21 protein-coding genes are annotated in these 21,390 nt (G+C 70.5%); 5 read left to right on the plus strand and 16 right to left on the minus strand.

Features of this window, described 5'->3' with window-relative positions:
- Positions 1-128 precede the first annotated feature (128 nt).
- The 4 genes from BUB57_RS00520 to cobT all read right to left on the minus strand — a co-directional run bounded on the left by BUB57_RS00520 (position 129) and on the right by cobT (position 6,624).
- Positions 129-1,514 carry an FAD-binding oxidoreductase gene (locus BUB57_RS00520; protein ID WP_073060334.1) on the minus strand — a complete coding sequence of 462 codons (1,386 nt, stop codon included), beginning with the start codon at positions 1,512-1,514 and terminating at the stop codon, positions 129-131.
- A gap of 214 nt (positions 1,515-1,728) precedes the next feature.
- A complete protein-coding gene (locus BUB57_RS00525) occupies positions 1,729-3,519 on the minus strand; it encodes an aminopeptidase P family protein (RefSeq protein ID WP_073060336.1) in 1,791 nt (596 codons plus the stop codon).
- 2 nt (positions 3,520-3,521) lie between these two features.
- On the minus strand, positions 3,522-4,712 hold the full coding sequence (locus BUB57_RS00530; RefSeq protein ID WP_073060338.1) for a patatin-like phospholipase family protein: 1,191 nt from the start codon (positions 4,710-4,712) through the stop codon (positions 3,522-3,524).
- Between the two features lie 43 nt (positions 4,713-4,755).
- Positions 4,756-6,624 (minus strand): cobaltochelatase subunit CobT, encoded by a 1,869-nt coding sequence (cobT, locus tag BUB57_RS00535; protein WP_073060341.1) that lies wholly within the window; start codon positions 6,622-6,624, stop codon positions 4,756-4,758.
- A gap of 153 nt (positions 6,625-6,777) precedes the next feature.
- Here cobT and BUB57_RS00540 point away from each other — a divergent pair, with 153 nt between their 5' ends.
- Complete coding sequence (locus BUB57_RS00540; protein WP_143159550.1) at positions 6,778-7,239, plus strand: hypothetical protein; 462 nt, start codon at positions 6,778-6,780, stop codon at positions 7,237-7,239.
- On the opposite strand, the gene BUB57_RS00545 is transcribed toward BUB57_RS00540, so the two are convergent.
- Positions 7,224-7,613 (minus strand): winged helix-turn-helix transcriptional regulator, encoded by a 390-nt coding sequence (locus tag BUB57_RS00545; protein WP_073060348.1) that lies wholly within the window; start codon positions 7,611-7,613, stop codon positions 7,224-7,226. The genes BUB57_RS00540 and BUB57_RS00545 overlap by 16 nt on opposite strands.
- A gap of 85 nt (positions 7,614-7,698) precedes the next feature.
- On the opposite strand from BUB57_RS00545, the gene BUB57_RS00550 reads away from it, so the two are divergent.
- Positions 7,699-8,283 carry an NADPH-dependent FMN reductase gene (locus tag BUB57_RS00550; RefSeq protein ID WP_073061949.1) on the plus strand — a complete coding sequence of 195 codons (585 nt, stop codon included), beginning with the start codon at positions 7,699-7,701 and terminating at the stop codon, positions 8,281-8,283.
- A 174-nt stretch (positions 8,284-8,457) separates the two neighbouring features.
- Here BUB57_RS00550 and BUB57_RS00555 read toward each other — a convergent pair whose 3' ends face one another.
- Both BUB57_RS00555 and cobS read right to left on the minus strand, forming a co-directional pair.
- Positions 8,458-9,000 carry a hypothetical protein gene (locus tag BUB57_RS00555; RefSeq protein WP_200796384.1) on the minus strand — a complete coding sequence of 181 codons (543 nt, stop codon included), beginning with the start codon at positions 8,998-9,000 and terminating at the stop codon, positions 8,458-8,460.
- Positions 9,000-9,980 carry a cobaltochelatase subunit CobS gene (gene cobS / locus BUB57_RS00560; protein ID WP_073060349.1) on the minus strand — a complete coding sequence of 327 codons (981 nt, stop codon included), beginning with the start codon at positions 9,978-9,980 and terminating at the stop codon, positions 9,000-9,002. Before cobS ends, BUB57_RS00555 begins: the two co-directional genes overlap by 1 nt.
- 178 nt (positions 9,981-10,158) lie before the next feature.
- On the opposite strand from cobS, the gene BUB57_RS00565 reads away from it, so the two are divergent.
- Positions 10,159-11,130, plus strand: coding sequence for a DUF808 domain-containing protein (locus tag BUB57_RS00565; protein WP_073060352.1), 972 nt, complete (start codon positions 10,159-10,161; stop codon positions 11,128-11,130).
- A gap of 117 nt (positions 11,131-11,247) precedes the next feature.
- Here BUB57_RS00565 and BUB57_RS00570 read toward each other — a convergent pair whose 3' ends face one another.
- From BUB57_RS00570 to proC, 5 genes are all read right to left on the minus strand, one after another.
- Positions 11,248-11,934, minus strand: coding sequence for a DUF1045 domain-containing protein (locus tag BUB57_RS00570; RefSeq protein WP_073060355.1), 687 nt, complete (start codon positions 11,932-11,934; stop codon positions 11,248-11,250).
- Between the two features lie 246 nt (positions 11,935-12,180).
- Positions 12,181-12,381, minus strand: a complete 201-nt coding sequence (locus tag BUB57_RS00575) for a CsbD family protein (protein ID WP_073060357.1) — start codon at positions 12,379-12,381, stop codon at positions 12,181-12,183.
- A gap of 78 nt (positions 12,382-12,459) precedes the next feature.
- The gene (locus BUB57_RS00580; RefSeq protein WP_073060360.1) at positions 12,460-13,410 is read right to left on the minus strand and encodes a 2-hydroxyacid dehydrogenase; all 951 of its coding nucleotides are present in this window, start codon (positions 13,408-13,410) and stop codon (positions 12,460-12,462) included.
- Positions 13,410-13,766 (minus strand): tRNA-binding protein, encoded by a 357-nt coding sequence (locus BUB57_RS00585; RefSeq protein ID WP_073060363.1) that lies wholly within the window; start codon positions 13,764-13,766, stop codon positions 13,410-13,412. The genes BUB57_RS00580 and BUB57_RS00585 overlap by 1 nt, the downstream gene beginning before the upstream one ends.
- Complete coding sequence (gene proC, locus BUB57_RS00590) at positions 13,763-14,566, minus strand: pyrroline-5-carboxylate reductase (RefSeq protein ID WP_073060366.1); 804 nt, start codon at positions 14,564-14,566, stop codon at positions 13,763-13,765. Before proC ends, BUB57_RS00585 begins: the two co-directional genes overlap by 4 nt.
- Before the next feature lie 108 nt (positions 14,567-14,674).
- On the opposite strand from proC, the gene xseA reads away from it, so the two are divergent.
- Positions 14,675-16,300: an exodeoxyribonuclease VII large subunit gene (gene xseA, locus BUB57_RS00595; RefSeq protein WP_073060370.1), complete on the plus strand. Its 1,626-nt coding sequence runs from the start codon at positions 14,675-14,677 to the stop codon at positions 16,298-16,300.
- 146 nt (positions 16,301-16,446) lie between these two features.
- Here xseA and BUB57_RS00600 read toward each other — a convergent pair whose 3' ends face one another.
- From BUB57_RS00600 to BUB57_RS00615, 4 genes are all read right to left on the minus strand, one after another.
- A complete protein-coding gene (locus BUB57_RS00600) occupies positions 16,447-17,679 on the minus strand; it encodes an MFS transporter (protein ID WP_073060374.1) in 1,233 nt (410 codons plus the stop codon).
- On the minus strand, positions 17,676-18,344 hold the full coding sequence (eda, locus tag BUB57_RS00605; protein ID WP_073060378.1) for a bifunctional 4-hydroxy-2-oxoglutarate aldolase/2-dehydro-3-deoxy-phosphogluconate aldolase: 669 nt from the start codon (positions 18,342-18,344) through the stop codon (positions 17,676-17,678). Before eda ends, BUB57_RS00600 begins: the two co-directional genes overlap by 4 nt.
- 298 nt (positions 18,345-18,642) lie before the next feature.
- Positions 18,643-19,296 carry a DUF1190 domain-containing protein gene (locus BUB57_RS00610; RefSeq protein WP_073060381.1) on the minus strand — a complete coding sequence of 218 codons (654 nt, stop codon included), beginning with the start codon at positions 19,294-19,296 and terminating at the stop codon, positions 18,643-18,645.
- A gap of 4 nt (positions 19,297-19,300) precedes the next feature.
- Positions 19,301-20,518, minus strand: a complete 1,218-nt coding sequence (locus BUB57_RS00615; RefSeq protein WP_073060383.1) for a glutathionylspermidine synthase family protein — start codon at positions 20,516-20,518, stop codon at positions 19,301-19,303.
- Positions 20,519-20,799: 281 nt separating this feature from the next.
- Here BUB57_RS00615 and BUB57_RS00620 point away from each other — a divergent pair, with 281 nt between their 5' ends.
- A complete protein-coding gene (locus BUB57_RS00620) occupies positions 20,800-21,303 on the plus strand; it encodes a type III secretion system chaperone family protein (protein WP_073060388.1) in 504 nt (167 codons plus the stop codon).
- The last annotated feature ends 87 nt before the right edge of the window (positions 21,304-21,390 follow it).

A 21,390-nucleotide genomic window follows, 5' to 3' on the forward strand; every position in this document is an offset into this window, starting at 1 on the left:
CCCGCCTCGTGAAGTTTCTTGGTATCTTTGGCGGGGATTATTCCACAGGCCAATGCCCAAGACCACGCCGGGATTTTCGGCGCGGTCGCGGGACAGGATCACGAACGCGTCAGGCGGGGCCGCGGGTTTCAGTTCACCCCCGGCACCAGCTTGCCCGGGTTCATGATGTTGTTGGGGTCCAGTGCCCGCTTGATCGCCTGCATCGCGGCGATGGCGTCCTCGCCATGCTGGTCGCGCATCAGGTCCAGCTTGCCGATGCCCACCCCGTGTTCGCCGCTGATGGTGCCGCCGACCTTCAGCGCCCGCTCGGCCATGCGGCGGGCGATGCGCTTGGCGTCGGCGATCTCGGCCTCGTTGCCCGGCTCGACCAGCATCAGCGTGTGGAAATTGCCGTCGCCGACATGGCCGACGATATTGCCGAAGATTCCGGCCTCCTCCATGTCCGCGGCCGCCGCCGCCACCGCGCCGGGCAGTTCCGACATCGGCACGCAGATATCGGTCACCACCCCGGTCGCCCCCGGCCGCAGCTTCAGCGAGGCGGTGTAGGAGGCATGGCGCGCCGCCCACAGCCGGTTGCGATCGTCGCGGTCCGAGGCCCACTCGAACCCCTCGCCGTGGTTTTCGGCCACCACGGCGCCGAACGCCTCGGCATCCGCGCGCACCGAATCAGGCGAGCCGGTGAACTCGACCAGCAGATGCGGCTTTTCGGGGTACCGCTCGACCCCCAGCTCGAGGTTGATCGCCCGCATCGCCAGCGGGTTCATGAACTCGATCCGCGCCATCGGGATGCCCATCTGCATGGTCTGCGCCACGCAGGTCACCGCCTCGGTCAGGGTGGGAAAGGCGCAGACGGCAGCCGAGATATCCTCGGGCTGGCCGTAAAGCCGCAGGGTCAGCTCGGTGATGATGCCCAGCGTGCCTTCCGAACCGACCATCAGCGCGGTCAGGTCATAGCCGGCGCTGGATTTCGCCGCCCGCGTGCCGGTGCGGATCACCCGCCCGTCGGCCAGCACCACCTCGAGCGCCAGCACGTTCTGCCGCATGGTGCCGTAACGCACCGCGGTGGTGCCGCTGGCCCGGGTCGCGGCCATGCCGCCCAGGCTGGCATTGGCGCCGGGGTCGATCGGGAACATCAGCCCGGTGGCGCGCAGTTCGGTGTTCAGCGCGGCGCGCGTCACGCCGGGCTGGACCACGGCCAGCATGTCCTCGGGGCGGATCTCCAGCACGCGGTCCATCCGCATCAGGTCCACCACCAGCCCGCCATGGATCGCCAGCGCGTGCCCTTCCAGCGAGGTGCCGGTGCCCCAGCCGATCACCGGCACGCCATGGGCGTTGCAGATCTTAAGGATCGCCGAGACCTCGCCCGTATCGACCGGAAACGCCACCGCATCGGGGGGCGGCGCGCGGTGGAACGTCTCGGACGCTCCATGCAGCGCGCGTTCGGATTCGCCGGTCGACAGCCGCTCGCCTAGGACGGCGCGCAGTTCGGACAGGACATTCTCGGAAATGGGCATTTTCGGACTCCTCAAGGCCGGCGCAAATCTGCCACCGCGCCCCGCCGCCCTCAAGACCGGATCGCGCCCCTGCGGCAACAGGCGCTTTCATCATGGCCCAAATATCCCGGGGGCTTGTGAGCGCCCGGAAAACAGTCCTGTGGACTGTTTTCAGCGAACAAGGCCACGGCAGTGGCCGCAGACGGCGGGGCAGCGCCCCCATCGCCCGCGACCTTCACAGCGGCGCCGTCGCCTGTTCCAGCCATCCCCGCAGCCCCTCGGGCAGCAGCGGCCCGATCTCGGTGCGCACCCTGGCGTGATAGGCGTCAAGCCAGGCGATCTCGGCCCGGCTCAGCATCCCCGGCTCGATCAGCCGGCGGTCGATGGGAACCAGGGTCAGGGTTTCGAACCCCAGCATGTCGCGGCCGTCGGGGCTGGGGGCGGGCTCGACCGCGATCAGGTTCTCGATGCGGATGCCCCATTCGCCCTCGCGGTAATAGCCGGGCTCGTTGGAAAAGATCATCCCCGGCTCCAGCGGCAATTCCGAGCGGCGGGAGATCCGCAGCGGCCCCTCGTGCACGCAGAGCGCCGCGCCGACGCCGTGGCCGGTGCCGTGGTCGAAATCCAGCCCCGCCGTCCACAGCGGCGCGCGCGCCACCGCCTCGATGTCGCGCCCGGCCATGCCGCGGGGAAAGCGCAGCCGGCTCAGCCCGATCATCCCCTGCAGCACCCGGGTATAGGCATCGCGCGCCACCTCGGACGCCGGGCCGGTGGCGATGGTACGGGTGATGTCGGTGGTGCCGTCGGGATATTGGCCGCCCGAATCGAGCAGCAGCAGATCGCCCGGGCGGATGGTGCGGTTGGTGGCCTCGGTCACCCGGTAATGCACGATGGCGCCGTTCGGCCCGGCCCCGCAGATGGTGTCGAAGCTGATGTCGATGGCCCCGGCCTCGACCCGGAAGCGTTCCAGCGCGCGCACCACGTCGATTTCGGTGAAGCGGCCGGGCGCCTGCGCGTCGATCCAGGCCAGCACCCGGATCATCGCCACCGCGTCGCGGCGATGGGCGGCGCGCATTCCGGCCAGTTCGGCCGGGGTCTTGCGCGCCTTGGGCAGCGCCACCGGGTCGCGGTCGCGGGCGATCTCTCGCCCCGCCGCTTCCAAGGCGCGGAACACCGCCTCGGGGGCGCTGTCGGGGTCCAGCCGCACCACGGCCGGCAGCGCCGCCAGCCCGGCGGCGAACTGCTCGGGCGGGGCAATGGTCACGCCGTTGCCCAGATGCGCACGGACCTGCGCGTCGAACTTGCCGGGGTCGGCGTAAAGCCCCACCCGGCCTTCGGCGTCCACGGTGGCAAAGGCCTGCACCACCGGGTTGCGGGGGATATCGGCGCCGCGGATGTTCAGCAGCCAGGCGATGGAATCGGGCAGGGTCAGCACCGTCGCCCCCTGCCCGGCCGCGCGCAGCGCCTGCGCCACGATTCCGCGCCGCGCGGCGGCGCTTGCGCCGGCCAGCGCCGGGTCATGCACCCGCGCGGCCCCCTGCGGCGGCGCCGGGCGGTCCGGCCAGATCGCATCGACCGGGTTCGGGATCGCGCGCAGGCTGATGCCGCTGCCGTCCAGCCCGCGGGACAGCGCCTCGATCTCGGCACGGCTGTGCAGCCACGCATCGAACCCCAGCGCGCCGCCGTGGGGCAGCGCCTCGCGCAGCCAGGAAGCGGCCGAGGTTTCCGGCCAGGGCACCGGGGTGAAGATCGCAGGGTCGGTCTCGGCCCGCACCTGCACGCGGTAGCGGCCGTCGATGAACACCCCCGCCTGCAGCGCGGTGACGATGGCGAAACCGGCGCTGCCGGAAAACCCGGTCAGCCAGCGCAGCCGCGCATCTGCATCGGCCACGTATTCGCCCTGCCAGGCATCGGCGCGCGGCACGATCACCGCGTCCAGCCCCTCGCGCGCCATCAGCCGGCGCAGCGCCGCCACCCGCGGCGCCGCAGCGGCAGGGTCGGCGGCATTGCTGAAATCCTGCCACATGGTCATCCCTCGCCCGCCGTCTGCGCCACGACCGCCCCCATCAGCGGCGCGATATCGTCGGCCCAGGCGCGGCCCGACCGCCCGGCGGCGTATCCGGTGCGGAACAGCGTCTGCATGTAGAGCGGGTCGAACGGCACGCTGGAGATATAGGGAAAATCCGGCGGCACCGCGGTCATCCGCAGCCGGAACCCGTCGCGGCGCGCCTGCCGGGCGATGGTGTCCATGTCGCTGTGGGCCTGCGACTTGATCATCGTGTCAAGCCCGCGCTCCACCACCGCCACGGCCGAGCCCTTGGTGGCGCGCAGCTCGGGCGCCAGCTTGGAGTTGCGGATCACCCACAGGTTGCGCTGCTGCCCCCGCCGCCGCGGCAGCCGGACCGAGGGCGGATAGGCGAAGATCCCGTGGGTCACCCCGCCGTCGACATGCAGTTCCGAATAGCGCTGCCCGTCCGCCACCACCTCGATCGGCACCGGCGGGAACGCCCCGGGGATCGAGGCCGAGGCCAGCAGCACCTGCCGGATCAGCTCGACCCGGTCCGGCTGCCCCGAGGCCGCGATGCGCCCGATGTCCCAGATCACCTGCCGCTGCGCGTCCAGGTTGGTGGTGCCGACCAGCAGCAGCCGCCCGCGCAGGCGCTCGGCGGCGATGGCCTCGACCATCCGCGGCGTCACGATGGCGGCGATGCGGCGGCGCAAGGGCGTGGGGTCGCCCACCGCCGGCGCCCCCGTCAGCACCTGCAGCGGCTTCAGCAGCAGCACGTCGGCGCCCCGGGTCTCGGTATAGAAATGTTCCAGCAGCGGGTCGTAGCCCGGCCCCAGAAACGCCAGCGGCGCGATCAGCGCCCCGGTCGAGACCCCGGTGACGTAATCGAACTGCGGCCGGTCGCCGCGCTCGGTCCAACCCTTGAGGAACCCCGCCCCATAGGCGCCGCCGTCGCTGCCCCCCGACAGCGCCAGCATGTCCACCCGCGCGGCCGAGGTCAGCAGATCATGCGCCGGGTCGTCCGCCAGAATCTCGGGCGAGCCGGACAGATCGCCCCAGGCCCGGATCGCATGATAGCCGGGCGGCGCGGCCTCGACCCCCTCGGGCGGCGGGTCGGCGGTAAAGCGCGCCGCGGTCAGCCCGCAGGCCGACAGCGCCGCGGGCGCCCCGAGCGCCAGCACCGCACGACGCGGCAAACGGGTGTTCAGCATCGCGAAACCTCCTGTCCCCGGCGAGCGCGCCCCGGCGCTGCTGTCAGAACCCCCGCCGGCCGCCGACCGCCATGGCGCGGGCGCGCTTGCGGGGATCGGCCTCGAACAGCGCCGCCAGCTGCTCGGTCATGGCGCCGGCCAGCTGTTCCACATCGGTGATGGTCACCGCGCGCTGGTAATAGCGGGTCACGTCGTGGCCGATGCCGATGGCGATCAGCTCCACCTGCCGCCGCCGCTCGATCATCGCGATCACGTCGCGCAGGTGCTTTTCCAGATAATTCGCCGGGTTCACCGACAGGGTGGAATCGTCCACCGGCGCGCCGTCGGAAATCACCATCAGGATGCGCCGCGCATCGGCCCGCCGGACCAGCCGCCGATGCGCCCATTCCAGCGCCTCGCCGTCGATGTTTTCCTTGAGCAGCCCCTCTTTCATCATCAGCCCGAGGTTCGGCCGCACCCGCCGCCACGGCGCATCCGCGCCCTTGTAGATGATGTGGCGCAGGTCGTTCAGCCGCCCCGGCCCGGCCGGGCGCCCGTCCTTGAGCCATTTCTCGCGGCTCTGCCCGCCCTTCCAGGCGCGGGTGGTGAAGCCCAGCAGCTCGACCTTGACCGAGCAGCGCTCCAGCGTGCGCGCCAACACATCGGCGCAGATCGCGGCGATGGAGATCGGGCGGCCGCGCATCGAGCCCGAGTTGTCGATGAGGATGGTGACCACGGTGTCGCGGAACTCGGTGTCCTTCTCGACCTTGAAGGACAGCGGCGTGGTCGGGTTCGCCACCACCCTGGCCAGACGCCCGGCGTCCAGAACCCCTTCCTCCTTGTCGAACTCCCAGCTGCGGTTCTGCTGGGCCTGCAGGCGGCGCTGCAGCTTGTTGGCCAGGCGGCTGACCGCGCCGCGCAGCGGTTCCAGCTGCTTGTCGAGATAGGCGCGCAGCCGTTCGAGCTCTGCCGGGTCCGCAAGGTCCTCGGCCCGGATCTCCTCGTCGAAAGCCTGGGTATAGACCTTGTAGTCGGGGCTGGCCTCGCTGACCGGGGGCGGCAGTTCGGGCGGCATCTCGCTGTCGGGCTGCTCGGCGTCCTCGACCAGCTCGTCGTCGGACTGGTCGTCCAGGCTGACCTGCGCCTGGCGCTCGTCCTGAGTGCGGTCCTGGCTGCGCTCGGGACTGGCCTCGGTATCCTCGGCGTCGGCCTGTTCGGCGGATTCCTCGCTGCCCGATTCCTGCTGCTGCTCGGCATCCTCGTCGGGGGCGTCGGGTTCGGGCTGGTCGGGGTCCTCGCCCAGCTGGTCGCCATAGCCGAGATCGGCGATCATCCGCCGTGCCAGCCGGGCGAATGCCGCCTGGTCGGGCAGCGCCGCATCGACATCGGCCAGCGCCTCGGCCGCCTGCTGCTCGACGAAGGGGCGCCACAGATCGGCGACATGCTGCGCCGCATGGGGCAGCGGCCGGCCGGTGGCGGCCTGACGCAGGATATAGTCCGCCGCCGCCGCCAGCGGCGCGTCCGAGGGCGACTTGATCTGCGCAAACCCGCGCCGCTTGGCCTCGGCCCCGATCTTCGCGTCGATGTTCGACAGCGCGCCCGGCATCTCGCGCGCGCCCAGCGCCTCGCAGCGCGCGGTCTCCATCGCCTCGTAAAGCTCGCGCGCCATCGGGCCGGCGGGGGCGTAGCGGGCATGGGTGGCGGGATCGTGGTGGCGCAGCTTCATCGCCAGCGCATCGGCGGTGCCGCGGGCCTGCAGGATTTCGTCGCGGGTCATCCGCCGGCTGACCTGCGGCAGGCGCATGGTGTCGCCCGCCACCCCCGAGGGATCGGCGGTGAAGGTGACGGTCAGCTCATGCTCGTCGGCCAGCGCACGCGTCGCCTCGGCCAAGGCCTTCTTGAACGGATCGGCGGGGTTGTCGGATCTTTTCATACCGGTGTTTTGAGCCGTTCGGCGGCGGCTGTCCATAAGCTTTGCCGCCGGACCGGGGCGCTGCCCCGGACCCCGGGGTATTTGCGCCAGAAAGAAGCGATGAAACCTGCGCGTGGGCGGTGCGTTCGGCTGGCAGGAACGAAAGGAGGCGGGATGCGGGCGATGCTGGTTCTGGTGGCGGCGATGCTGCCCCTGCCGCTTGCGGCCGAGTCGCCCGAGTGCGGCGCGGCAGCCGAGGCGGCCTGGCGCGAGGGTTTCTCGGCCGGGGTCGAGGCGGTGAACGCGCAGATGGGGGCGGTCACCGCGCAGATCCAGGCCGACGTGCAGGCGCAGGTGAATGCGCAGTTGGCCCGGATCGAGGCGGACCGCGCCGAGGCGCTGGATACCCGGCTGGCCGAGGCGCAGGCGCAGGCGCTGGCCGCACAGGGACCGGTGGCGGCGCCCACCGGGATGCCGGCGCTGCCGCCGCTGGCGCGCCATCCCGGCGGGGGAATCGCCCCGGCCGCCCCCGCGGCGCCCGAGGCGCTGCCGCCGGGCAGCACCATCACCATCACCGACCCGCAGAACCTGCCGCCCGAGCTGTTCCGGGCGCTGATGGATTACGCCGCCCGATGATCCGGGTCGGGGTGGCGCGCATCATAGGCATGGCGCGCCGCGTCGATCGCATCGGCATGGGCAAAGGTCCATTCCGCCAACGCCGCGATCGGGCGGAACAGGTCCATCCCCAGCGGGGTCAGCGCATATTCCACCTGCGGCGGCGTCACCGGCGTCACCTTGCGATCCACGAAGCCGTCGCGTTCCAGGTTGCGCAGCGTCCGCGTCAGCATCTTCTGCGAGATGCTGCCCAGCTCGCGCTTGAGCGCCGAGAACCGTTTCGGCCCCTGCCCCAGCGCGCGCACGATCAGCAGCGTCCATTTGTCGCCGATGCGGGACAGAAGCTCGCTGATGCGCTGGCAGGTGCCGGTGTCATGGGTGTCGGTTGGTATCATTGCGGTGCCTTCTTGCGGGGTCCGGCGCAGGTCTCTAACTGACCCGAAGTATCTTATGGAAACCAAGTTAATCACGGAGACCGCAATGTCCAAGCCCAGAATCGCCGTCATCATCAGCTCGACCCGCAAGGCACGCTTCGCCGACAAGCCCGCCGCCTGGCTGATGGAGCAGGTCGCGAACCACCCCGAGCTGGATTTCGAGCTGGTGGACCTGCGCGACTATGACCTGCCGTTCTTCGACGAGGCCGCCTCGAACCTCTGGGTGCCGTCGCAGGACGAACGCGCGCAGCGCTGGCAGCAGAAGGTGGCTGGGTTCGACGGCTATCTGTTCGTGCTGGCCGAATACAACCACTCGATACCGGCGGCGCTGAAGAACGCCTTCGACCAGGATTACGTGGGCTGGAACCGCAAGCCCGGCGGCGCGCTGGCCTATGGCTCGATGGGCGGCGCCCGCTCGCTCGAGCACCTGCGCAACGTGATGGTCGAGGTGCAGATGGTGCCGCTGCGCAACGCCGTCCACATCGGCGGCAGCGATTTCTTCAAGGTCTGGAGCGGCGGCCAGAACGCGCCGCTGACCGAGATCGAGGGGATCCTGAAGCCCTCGCTGGACGCGATGCTGGACGAGCTGGTCTGGTGGACCAAGGCGACCAAGGCCGCGCGCGAGGGCTGAAGCCGGCAAAGGCGCCGCTTTGCGCGCGGCGCCTTTTGCGCTTTCATCTTGCCTGAATGGGCTTTCTGGCGATGGCCGCGCTGAACGAGATCAAGGGCGGGCATTAGCGGCTCCCAGCGCGGGTAGCCTCGGGCAGGATCTTCTTGAACGGATCGGCGGGGTTGTCGGATTTTTTCATCCTTGTTCTTCGAGTTGAGGCACCGGTCGCGTAACGGTAGCTATCTGATCCCAATTTTCGCGATAGCGGTCGAGCCAACCCGCCTTGTAAGGCGTATCTTGCCCCATCAATCTTGTGTAATCCGGCAAGAGGCGCCGAACGTTTGAATCTTTTCGAACATGCCCATGCGCGCCGGGATTGGAGAGCCAGGTCTGGTGGCTGCTGCGAATGGCCTCGGCAACGATCTGGCTAGGAATGACATGCACGACCGGCACGGCCGAAGCGTCTTTGCCAAGGTCCACGAAGCAATAAAATATGCGGGGATTCTGCAGATCCTCGTGCTTTTGCCGCATATGCCAGCCGCCATCACTTCCCTTGGCCCATCGGGTCTTGACTTGAAAGGCGCATAGCTGGGTGCCCTCCACGGATGTGACAACGATATCAAAGTTTGGGACGCCCTGCGGAGCCAGCGCTGCAATGTAGCCCCGCGATAAAAGCCGCGACATGACCAGATGCTCCCCCGCGGCTCCGGTCACTGTTGTGGCGTCTATCGCGTTCATCACCCCGCCTTGACCACGGCGCTTTCCGGCAGCTCCTCGTCGAACAGGCGTTGGTAGAACTCGGCCACCGTCTGGCGCTCCAGCTCGTCGCATTTGTTCAGGAAGGTCAGGCGGAAGGCATAGCCGATGTTGTTGCCGAAGATGCGGGCGTTCTGCGCCCAGGCGATCACCGTGCGGGGCGACATCACCGTGGACAGGTCGCCCTGCATGAAGGCGGTGCGGGTCAGGTCGGCCAGCGTCACCATCTGGCTGATGGTGCGACGGCCCTTTTCGGTGTTGTAGGTCGGGTTCTTGGACAGCACGATCGCGACCTCGGCGTCGTGGCTCAGGTAGTTCAGGGTCGAGACCAGCGACCAGCGGTCCATCTGGCCCTGGTTGATCTGCTGCGTGCCGTGGTAAAGCCCGGTGGTGTCGCCCAGGCCCACGGTGTTCGCGGTGGCGAACAGGCGGAAATACGGGTTGGGCGTGATGACCTCGTTCTGGTCCAGCAGGGTCAGCTTGCCGTCGGCCTCCAGCACGCGCTGGATCACGAACATCACGTCGGCGCGGCCGGCGTCGTATTCGTCGAACACGATGGCGGTGGGGTTGCGCAGGGCCCAGGGCAGGATGCCCTCGTGGAACACCGTGACCTGCTTGCCGTCCACCAGCTTGATTGCGTCCTTGCCGATCAGGTCGATGCGGCTGACATGGCTGTCCAGGTTCACCCGCACGCAGGGCCAGTTCAACCGCGCCGCCACCTGCTCGATATGGGTGGATTTGCCGGTGCCGTGATAGCCTTGGATCATCACCCGGCGGTTATAGACGAAGCCGGCCAGAATCGCCAAAGTCGTGTCGGGGTCGAACTTGTAGGTCGGGTCCAGGTCCGGCACCCGGTCGGTGCGCTGCGCGAACCCCTTGACCTTCATGTCGCTGTCGATGCCGAAGACGTCGCGAAGGTCGATCTCTTCGGTGGGTTTCGCGTTCACATCCAGATCGGCCATCGTTCCACGTCCTTTCAGTCCTCAGGCCCGGTGATGGAACATCCTTGCCGCGTGCGCAAGGCGTGATACCTGATGCACGGGCGCTGAACCCCGCGAGGGCTGCGCGCGTTGGCCGGTGGGTCCGGGAACGCGCGCAGATCGCGGGGGATGACGGGCCGGGACAGCGAAAGCAGGCGGAATGAGCGGACTGATCGCACTTCTCGACGATGTGGCGGGAATCGCCAAGGTGGCGGCGGCGTCGGTGGACGACGTGGCCGGAATGTCGGCCAAGGCCGGCGCAAAAGCCGCCGGCGCGGTCATCGACGACGCGGCGGTCACCCCGAAATACGTCCACGGCTTCGACGCCAGCCGCGAGATCCCGATCGTCTGGCGCATCGCCAAGGGATCGGTGTTCAACAAGGTGCTGGTCCTGCTGCCCGCGGCGCTGATCCTGTCGCAGTTCGCGCCCTGGCTGATCACGCCGCTGCTGATGCTGGGCGGCGCCTATCTGTGCTTCGAGGGCGCCGAAAAGGTCTGGCACGCGCTGGTCCCGCACGCCGAGCACGTATCGCCGGAAACCACCGAGCCCGACGACCCCACCCATCTGGAAGAGTCCAAGGTCGCCGGCGCGATCAAGACCGATTTCATCCTGTCGGCCGAGATCATGACCATCGCGCTGGCGGCGATCCCGCCCGGGCAGGGGCTGGCGATGCGCGCGGCGGTGCTGCTGGTGGTGGCGCTGTCGATCACCGCGGCGGTCTATGGCGCGGTAGCGCTGATCGTGAAGGCGGACGACTATGGGCTGGCGCTGGTGCGCACCCGCGGCGGCTGGCTGCGGGCCGCCGGGCGCGCGCTGGTCAAGGCGATGCCCGGGTTCATGCAGGCGCTGACCGTGATCGGCACCGCGGCGATGCTGTGGGTCGGCGGCAATATCGTGCTGCACGGGCTGGAGGTGCTGGGCTTTTCGCTGCCTTACGAGACGATCCGCCACTGGTCCGAGCTGGCGAGCCACGCAGTCCCACAGGCGGCGGCGGTGGTCGGCTGGCTGGTCACGGCGGTGCTGGACGGGATCTTCGGGCTGGCGCTGGGGCTGCTGCTGATCCCGCTCAGCAACGCGGTGCTGGTGCCGGCCTGGCGGCGGGCGCGGGCGCTGTTCGGCAACCCGGCCTGAGCACCCCTCAGCCCCGCAACCCGGCCCCGCGGCGTCATGGGCCGGGCGCTTGCTCAACCCGGTTTCCTGCCCTCTCAACCGCGCAGCCCGGCCGGTGGCGTTACGGGCCGCAGCCCCTCAGCCGCGCAGTTCGGCCTGGTGCAGCAGGTGGAACCGCCCCTCTGCATCCTCGCCCATCAGCGCCAGCGCGGTGATCGGATGCGGTTGCGGCAGCAGACCCGCCAGCAGCGGCTGCAACCGCTGCCGCGCCTCGGCTTCCTCGGCCGCGGACAGGGCGCCGGTCAGGGTCATGTGATAGCGGAACTCCTCCATCACCCAAGGGTAGCCCCAGCGGTCCAGCAGCGCGCGCTGCGCCGCGGTCAGCAGTTCGGGGCGGCGGCGGGCGCGGTCCTCGGGGGTCAGGGGCGCCCGGAAGCCGTCCAGCCCGCGTACCACCTCGGCGGCCAGCGCGGTAACGGCGGCGGGCTGCGGCTTGAACAGCAGCGCCAGCACCCCGGCGATGCGCCGCAGCTGCAACCCGGGCTCGGCCGCGACCGGCGCCAGCCCGGCACAGAGCCGTTCAAACCCTGCCACCAGCGCCGCGGGCGAACAGCCCGGCGCCAGCCGGAACGGCGCCTTGATGGTGGCGTGAAACCCGTAGCGGCGCGGGGTGGCGGCCAGCGCCCTGCCCAGACCCCGGGTCTCGCACCCGCGCAGCGGGTCCCAGCCCAGCCATTCCGCCCCGAACGCCGCCAGCGCCGCCGGCCCTGGATCATAAACCGCATAACGCCGGTATTCCGTCACGCCCGCTTCCCTCACCGCCATCCAAGCCCTTTCATCTTGCCCCAAATATCCTAGGGGCTTCCGAGCGCCCGGAATAGGAGGCGGATCCGAAATCAGCCCGCAAGGCTGTTTTCCCGCCGGATGGTCCAGTGGGCTGTTTTCAGCGAGGAAGGCCGCGGCAGCGGCCGGGGGTGGCCCCCCGCCAGCGACCGCGCTGCCACCGCAGGCGCATGAATGCAAAAGAGGCGCCCCGCAAGGCGCCTCCTCCTCATCCGGCCATGGCCCGGATCACATGTGGCGGCCGAAGAAATCGTTCATCCGGGTCTCGACCTCGTCCTTGGCCCAGCCATAGCGTTCCTGCAGCTTGCCGGCCAGCTTGTCGCGCTTGCCGTCGATCTCGGTCAGCTCGTCATCGGTCAGGTCGCCCCATTGTTCCTTGACCGAACCCTTGAGCTGACCCCATTTGCCTTCGATGACATCCCAATTCATTGCGCAGTCTCCGTTGTGCGGTTGCGTTTGCGGGAATTGAACGTCTCCGTTCCGGGGATGGTTCCGAAGGCGGAGGGCTCAGGCCACAAGGTCCCCCGGTTTCCGCCCCGCGCGCCAGGCCAGCAGGTTGTCCAGCGCCCGCAGCGCCATGGCGGTGCGCACCTCCTCGGCGGCGGTGCCCAGATGCGGCAGCAGCACCACGTTTTCCAGCGCGACCAGCGCCGCGGGAACCTGCGGCTCGCGCTCATAGACGTCCAGCCCGGCGCCGGCGATCCTGCCCTCTTGCAGGGCCGCGATCAGCGCCGCCTCGTCCACCACGTCGCCGCGGGCGATGTTGATCAGGAACGCGTCCCGCTGCATCGCCGCCAGCTCGGGCGCGCCGATCAGATGCCGGCTGGCGCCGCCGCCGGGCACCGCCAGCACCACGAAATCCGCCTGCGCCAGCACCTCGGGCAGCGGCAGCTGCGTCGCCGGGAACTCCAGCCCCGAGACCACCGAGCGGTTGTGGAACACCACCCGCATCCCGAAACCGTGATGGCAGCGCCGGGCGATGGCCTGGCCGATGCGGCCCATGCCGACGATGCCCACCGTTGCACCTGAAACGTGGCGGCCCAGCATCTGGGTCGGGTGCCAGCCGGTCCAGCCGCCGGCGCGGACCAGCCGCTCGCCCTCACCCGCGCGGCGCGCCACCATCAGGATCAGCGCCAGCGCAATATCAGCGGTGGATTCCGTCACCACTTCGGGGGTGTTGCTGACCACGATCCCGGCGGCGCGCGCGGCCTCGACGTCGATGTGGTTGTAGCCGGCGCCGAAATTGGCCAGCATCCTTGCCCGCAAATCCCCTGCCCCCAACACCGAGGTGTTGAACGAATCGCCCAGCGTCGGCAGCACCGCATCATAGTCGCGCAGCGCTTCCAGCGCCTCGGCCTCGGTCAGGGGGGTGGTCTCGTCGCGGAAATCGGCGTCGAACTCGGCCGAAATTGCCGCCTCGGCGCGCTCGGTCATCCGCCGTGTCACCAGCAGCCGCATCAGTAAAGCCTCCCCCCATCGGGGACCGGCCGGTCGGGGCCGATCAGAACCACCTCGCCCGCCGCATCGGGCAGGCCCAGCACCAGCACCTCGGAGCGGACCTTGCCGATCTGGCGCGGCGGAAAATTGACCACGGCGAGCACCTGCCGCCCGATCAGCTCGGCCGGGTCGTAATGGCGGGTGATCTGCGCCGAGCTGCGCTTTTCGCCCAGCTCGCCGAAATCCACCCACAGCTTGATCGCGGGGACCCGGGCCTCGGGGTAGGGCTCGGCGCGGACCACGGTGCCGACGCGGATATCGACGCGGGCGAAATCGTCCCAGGCGATCTGCGGGGTCGCGGCCGCAGCGTCGCTCATTGCCCCAGCTCCCGCCCGCGGGCGGCGGCGGCGGCGACGGTGCGCCTCATCAGCGGCCCCAGCCCGGTTTCCGGGTCCATCAGCTGCGAAAGCCCCGCCGCGGTGGTCCCGGCGGGCGAGGTCACCGCCTCGCGCAGCCGCGCGGGATCGCCGCCCTCGGCCATGGCCAGCGCCCCGGCGCCGGCGACGGTGGCGCGGGCGAGGTCCAGCGCCAGCTCCGCCGGCAGCCCCTCGGCCTGGCCGGCGGCGGCCAGCGTCTCGATCAGGTGGAACACATAGGCCGGGCCCGAGCCGGAAACCGCCGTCACCGCATCCATCTGCGATTCGTCCTCCAGCCGCACCACGCGGCCCACGGCCTCCATCAGCGCCTGCGCCAGATCCAGCGCCGCGGCATCGGCCTGCGCATTGCCGACGATGGCGGTGATCCCCTGCCCGATCGCGGCCGGGGTGTTGGGCATCGCCCGCACCACCGCGGCCCCCGGAAAGGCGCGCCCGTAAGCCGCCAGCGTCACCCCCGCAGCGACCGAGATCACCAGCGTCCCGGCAGCGCCCCCAAGCCCCGCCAGCACGTCGCCCATCATCTGCGGCTTGACCGCCAGCACCAGCACCTCCGGGTCCGCAGGCAGCGCCCCGTTGACCGAAACCCCGCGTTCGGCCACCCAGGCGGGGGCATTGGGGTCGACGACATGCACCGCCCCCGGCGCCAGCCCGCGCGCCAGCCAGCCTTGCAACAGCGCGCCGCCCATGCGGCCGCAGCCGACCAGCACCAGCCCGCGCTGGTTCAGATGCGTCAGCTCCATCGGCCCTTCCCCTCCTAGCTTGTTCAGGGCTCAAGGGGTAACGATCCGCGCCGCGCTGTCCAGACCCCCCGGCTTGCCCCGCGCGCCGCGCCGGTCCATCTAGCGGGGATGGATCTGTTCGAAGACGATACCCCCGGAGGAGGGGGCGGCAATGCCCCGGCGCTGAGCGTTTCCGAGCTTTCCGGCGCGGTGAAGCGCGTGATCGAGGGCGAGTTCGGCCGCGTGCGCGTGCGCGGAGAGGTGGGGCGGGTGTCGCGCCCGGCCTCGGGGCACCTCTACTTCGACCTCAAGGACGACAATGCCTGCATCGCCGCGATCTGCTGGCGGGCGCAGGCGGGGCGGCTGACACATCGCCCCGAAGAGGGAATGGAGATCATCGCCACCGGCCGGCTGACCACCTATCCCGGCCAGTCGAAATACCAGCTGATCGTCGAGCAGATCGAGCCCGCGGGCGTGGGCGCGCTGATGGCGATGCTGGAACAGCGCCGCCGGGCGCTGGCGGCCGAGGGGCTGTTCGACCCCGCCCGCAAGCGGGTGATCCCGTTCCTGCCGGGGGTGATCGCGGTGGTGACCTCGCCCTCGGGGGCGGTGATCCGCGACATCCTGCACCGGCTGCGCGACCGCTTTCCGTCGCGGGTGCTGATCTGGCCGGTGGCGGTGCAGGGCAGCGCCTGTGCGCCGCAGGTGGCCGACGCGATCACCCGGCTGAACGCGATCGCGCCGGGCGGGCCGGTGCCGCGCCCCGACCTGATCATCGTCGCGCGCGGCGGCGGCTCGGTCGAGGATCTGTGGGGCTTCAACGACGAAGCGGTGATCCGCGCGGTGGCGGCGGGGACGATCCCGCTGATTTCCGCGGTGGGCCACGAAACCGACACCACGCTGATCGACCACGCCGCCGACCTGCGCGCGCCCACGCCGACGGCGGCGGCGGAAATGGCGGTGCCGGTGCTGGCCGACCTGGCCGCGCGGCTGACCGAGACGCAGGCGCGGCTGCTGCGTAGCGTGCGCGCGCGGATCGAGCTGCCCGCGCAGCGGCTGGGCGACATGGGTCGCGCGCTGGGGCGGCCGCAGGCGCTGACGGAACCGGCGCGGCAGCGGCTGGACCTGACCGGGCCACGGCTGGAATCAGCACTGCGCGGCTTCGTGCGCGACTGCCGTCACCGCGCCGATTCGCTGCATCTGCCGCTGTCAGCGCTGCGCCAGTTCATAGCCAGCCGCCGCGAGGCCCTGACCCGCGCCGGGATGGCGCTGGCGCAGGCCCCCGCGCGCGACCTGCAACGCCGCCGGACCGCGCTGCCGGTGCTGCGCCCGGGTGCGGTCAGGGTGGCGCAGATTGCGGCGCAGCGGCAGCTCGCCTCAGCCTCTGCGCGGCTGGACGCAGTGCAGACCCGGACGCGGCGCAGCCAGCTGGACGCAAGCGCCCGGCTGGCCGAGGCTGGACGGCGGCTCGATGCGCTGGCCCCAAGGCTGACGGCGGAACGCCGCGCGGCGCTGGACTCCCTCGACCGGCTGCGCCAGACCCTGGGCCATGCCGAGACGCTCAGGCGCGGCTTCGCCATCGTGCGCGGCCCCGAGGGGCAGCTGATCACCTCGGCCGCCACCGCCGCCAGCGCCGCCGCGCTGGAGCTGGAGTTCCACGACGGCCGGGTTCCGGCGCGGCCCGCGGCCGAGCCCCCGCCCGCACGCCCCGCACGGGCCAAGCGCCCGAAACCGGACCAGGGCTCGCTGTTCTGACGCTCGCCAAGGCGGCATCCGTGCGCCCGCGTCGCGGTTGCATGGGTATTTGGACCAGAAAGAAGCCCTGCCGCCGAAGGGAAACGGGGTTTCTTTCTGGCCCAAATACCCGATTCCGGCCGCCATCCTTTGCGGCGATGCCGGTTTCACGCGATCTCGCGCGGGCGCAGGGTCAGCCAGATCAGCGCCCCGCCGGCCAGGATCAGGAACGGCACCATCGCCATGTTGACCGCCGACCAGCCCTGCTCGGCGGTGCCGCCGCTGCAGCCCATCAGCGCCCCCGAGGACAGCGAGGCCAGGAACACCCCGCCGAACACGATGGTGTCGTTGATGCCCTGCACGCGGCCGCGTTCCTCGGGGCGGTGGGCGGCGGTGACCATGGCGGTCGCGCCGATGAAGCCGAAGTTCCAGCCCAGCCCCAGCAGGATCAGCGCCAGGTAGAACTTGTCCAGCGACACCCCGCTGAGCGCCACCGCCCCCGCCGCCGCCAGGATCACCAGCCCGGTCGCGACCACCCGTTCCGCGCCGAAGCGGGTGATCAGGCTGCCGGTGAAGAAGGCCGGGGCGAACATGGCGATGATATGCGCCGCCGTGACGTTCGCCGCCTCGGAGGTGCCGAAGCCGCAGCCCACGATCGCCAGCGGCGTCGAGGTCATCACCAGGTTCATCAGCGCATAGGAGACCATCGCGCAGATGATCGCGACGGCGATTTCCGGGGTGCGCAGCAGTTCCGCGGTGCTGCGCCCGCCGGCGCCGGGGGCATTCGCGCCCCGCCGCTCGGGTACCGGGATGCGCAGCATCGAAAATATCACCGGCCCCAGCAGGTTCAGCCCGATGATGGCGGCAAAGGTGGTCGCGAAGGGCACGGCCGAGGCTTCCGCCGTGATGCTGGCCAGCTGCGGCCCGATCAGCGCCGAAACCAGCCCCCCCGCCTGCACCAGGCTGATCATGCGCGGCTGCAGCGTCTCGGGCGCGACATCGGCGGCGGCAAAGCGGAAGAACCCCTGCGCCGACATATAGGCGCCGATCAGGGTGCAGCCGAGCGTGAACAGCACGAAGCTGCCCTTCTGCAGCCCGGCAAAGGCCACCCCCGCCCCCAGCGCCGCGACCATGCAGGCCAGGGTGAACCCCAGCCGCCGCCCGTGCCTTGCCATGAACCCCGACAAGAGCCGCGCCGATACTGCCGAACCGAGCATGGTCATCGACACCGGCAGCGTCGCGAAGCACGGGTTCGGCGCGATCATCGCCCCCGCAAGCCCGGCGGTGATGAACACCATCGACATCTGCGCCCCGATCACCGCCTGCGCGGTGGTCAGCACCCACAGGTTCGACCAGGCGCGGCGCCGGTTTTCGGGGGTGTCGGCGACCGCGGCGGTCATTTTCCCGCCCCGGCGCCCGGCTCGGCCGCGCCCAGCTCGGCCGCCTGGCGGGCCAGCGCCTCGATCCCCGCCCAGTCGCCCGCGCACATCATCGCCTCGGGTGCGACCCAGCTGCCGCCGACGCAGAGCACGTTCGGCAGGCTGAGATAGGCGGTGGCGTTCTGCGCCGAGACCCCGCCGGTCGGGCAGAAACCCAGCGCCGGCAGCGGCCCGGCCAGCGCCTTGAGATAACCCGCGCCACCCGCCGGCCCGGCCGGAAAGAACTTGAGCGCGTCGAACCCGGCTTCTTGCGCCGCCATCGCCTCGGACGCGGTGGCGACCCCGGGCAGCAGCGGCAGCGCCGAGTCGGTGCAGGCCGCGGCCAGCGTGGGCGTCAGCCCCGGCGAGACCGCGAACCGCGCCCCGGCCGCGGCGGCGCGGCGCGCGTCCTGCGCGTTCAGCACCGTCCCCGCCCCCACCACCGCGCCCGGCACCGCGGCCATGGCGGTGATCGCCGCAAGCGCGTCGGGGGTGCGCAGCGTCACCTCGAGCACCGGCAGCCCGCCCGCGACCAGCGCCTGCGCCAGCGGCACCGCCCAGGCGGCGTCCTCGATCACCAGCACCGGAATCACCGGCGCCAGCGCACAGATTTCGCGGATTCGGACGGATTGTTCGGCGGGAGTCATGGCGGGCCTGCTTGCGGACGAAATACCGGCGGACCCTGCGACTATCGGCGGCAAGGTGCAAGGGCGGACGCGCGCGGGGGTGCGGAGGGCAGCCTTGGGGCTGTTCCCGGATCCACCTCCTGTTCCCGCCCTGGGCCGGAGCTCTCCCCCGCCGGCTGCCGCAGTCTTCCTCGCTGAAAACGGCCCACCGGACCATCCGGCTGGGAAACAGCCTTGCGGGCTGTTTTCCGATCTGCCTTCCATTCCGGGCGCTCGAAGGCCCGAGATACCCGAGGCAAGATGAAACAGCCGCAGGGGCTCAGCCGCCCGAGCTGCGGGCGCCTCCGGTCGCGGTGCGCGAGGTGGCGGCGGCGCCGAAGCCGCCGCGCTGCGCGACCTGGGCGCGGGTCATCGGCGCCTTGCCGATGGTCGAGGGCGCGCGGTTGAAGGTGGTGGCCGGCACCCTGCCCGCGCCCGAGTTGCTGGCGAAGCTCTGGTTGCCCGAGGGGGTGGAATAGCCGGTCGGGGTGCGCACCATCGGCTGGCTGAAGACACCGCCGCCCCGCGACAGCATCGAACCCATCATGTAGCCCACCAGCAGCGGCATGAAGCTGAAGCCGCCGCCCCCGCCCTGCGCGGCCTGTTCGCCGCCCGCCGCCGGGTCGGCCCCGCAGGCGCCGGCGCCGTGTTCCTGCTCGCACAGCTCGCGCGATTCATAGCGCGGCGCGGTTTCCAGGTGTTCCTGCGCCGCGGCGGCGAACTGGTTGCGGCAGTCGTCCGCCGTGAACCACAGCCCGTCCGTCTGCGCCGCCGCCAGGCAGCTGTCGAGGTCGGGGAAGGCCTGCGCGTCGACCTTGTCCTCTTCGCAGGCGGCCAGCGTCAGCACGGCGGCGCCCGCCAGCATCAGCGCGACATGGCGCGAGCGCTTGCGGCGCGAGGTGGCGGTTTCGGCGAGGTCGGAGGTTGCGGTCATGGCCTTACCCTTCGATGAAATGCGGCTTGAAGCGGGACAGGTTGTGGGTGATGCGGGCGCGGTCCTCACGCAGCCCCAGCCCCACGCAGTCCTCGCCGACGATCCAGGCGCCCAGCACCGGGTGGAACCCGTCGAACGCGGGCAGCAGCGCCAGCGCCTGCACCACCTGCGGGTGGTGGGAATAGCTGTCGTCGGGGGCGCGGGCGGTTTCCCGGCCGCCCTCGACCATCACCACCCCCGCGCCCTCGCGCGAGAAGATCGGCTTGACCACATGGCCGCGCGCCAGCACCGGCCCGGCCGCGGCGATGGCGTCGGCAAAGGGCGTCGCGTCGCCCCGCCGCGCGGCCTCAATATCCGCCTGGAAGAAGGCGGGCAGCAGGTTGGGGTGGTCGGGGAACAGGTGCCACAGCAGCGGCAGCAGCCCCTTGTTCGACAGCACCGCCTTCCACGGCGGCTCGATGAAGCGGGTCTGCGAGAGCTGCAGGTTCGGCGCGAACTCGTCGCGCAGCATGTCTTCCCACGGATACAGCTTGAACAGCGTGCCGATCACCCGGTCCTGGTCGTCGGCCAGCTGGCCCTCGTCGGTCAGGCCGATGTCCGACAGCGCGGTGAAATGCGCGCCCAGCCCCGCCTCGCGCGCGGCCCAGGCCAGCGCCTCGACGGTGGCGTAATCCTCGGGATTGTCCTTGTCGGCGGCGAAATGCACATGCTCGCCGGGGGCGCAGATCGCGGCCCAGCGTTCGGCCAGCGCCTCGTGGATGCGGTTGAACTGGTCGGTGCCCGGGCCCAATGCGCCGGCATCGCGGCTTTCCTCGAACCACAGCCACTGGAATGACGCGGATTCGTACAGCGAGGTCGGCGTGTCGGCGTTGTATTCCAACAGCTTCGCCGGGCCGCTGCCGTCATAGGCAAGGTCGAAGCGGCCATAAAGCTCGGGCTCGCCATTGCTCCAGGCGCGTTCGACGAAATCCCAATGCGCGCGGGGAATCTCCAGCCGGGTCAGCCATTCCTCGGACCCCACCGCATGGGCCACCGCCTCGCGGCACATCCCGTGCAGCTCGGTCGACGGGTCCTCGATGTCGTCCTCGATCTGGGACAGGGTGAAGCGATAGGCCGAGGTCTCGTCCCAATAGGGCTCGCCGCCCATGTCGGCGAAGGTGAAGCCAAGCTCGGCCGCACGCTCGCGCCAGCCGGGCCGCTCGGCCAATGGGATCTTCTGCATCCGGTCGTTCCTGCCTGTGGTCCCTGCCCCTGTCGTCGCCCCGATGTGGCAAGAGGGGGCGAATGATGCAAGGCGCCGGCGGCTTTCCGGCCCGGAAACCGGCACCCGACGGCCGCAAAAATCCGCCGTCCCCGCGCAGCGCGGCGGAAATACCGCTTTACTTCACGCCCATTCTGCCAGACCAATATATGGTATGAGGCAGGCCCAGCACCTCGCGGTATTGTGGGCGCGACAACAGGTTGGGGATAAACCCCGATGTCCGATACAGAGGCGAGCGCAACATGGGCCAGCTGGACCACTTCATCCACAGCGACGAGATCCACCCGATCGACATCGCCGAGATCGTCGCCGCCCGCCGCGCCTGGGACTTCGACCGGCTGGCCGACGACCAGATCGCCATGGCGGTCGAGGGCCAGTGGCGCAACTATTCCCTGACCCTCGCCTGGTCGCCGCGCGAAGAGATGCTGCGGCTGATCTGCAGCTTCGACCTCGACCCGCCGCAGGCGCGGATGCCGGCGCTTTACGAGGTGCTGAACCTGGCCAATGACGAGGTCTGGGACGGCAGCTTCACCTATTGGACGCAGCAGCGGCTGATGGTGTGGCGCTACGGGCTGGTGCTGGCGGGCGAGGCGCTGGCCGGCACCGAGCAGATCGACCACATGATCCGCGGCGCCATCGAATCCTGCGAACGTTTCTACCCGGCCTTCCAGCTGGCCTGCTGGGGCCAGCCCTCGCCGCAAGAAGCGATCGAGATCGCCATGGCCGAGGCCTACGGCCGCGCCTGAGCCGCAGCAAGCGGGGGCCAGCCCCATCGTCGTATACGACGATCCCCCGGGATATTTTCACGCCAAAGACAGCGCCCCCGCGGCGCA

The organism is Paracoccus solventivorans (genome assembly GCF_900142875.1).
GTDB lineage: Bacteria > Pseudomonadota > Alphaproteobacteria > Rhodobacterales > Rhodobacteraceae > Paracoccus > Paracoccus solventivorans.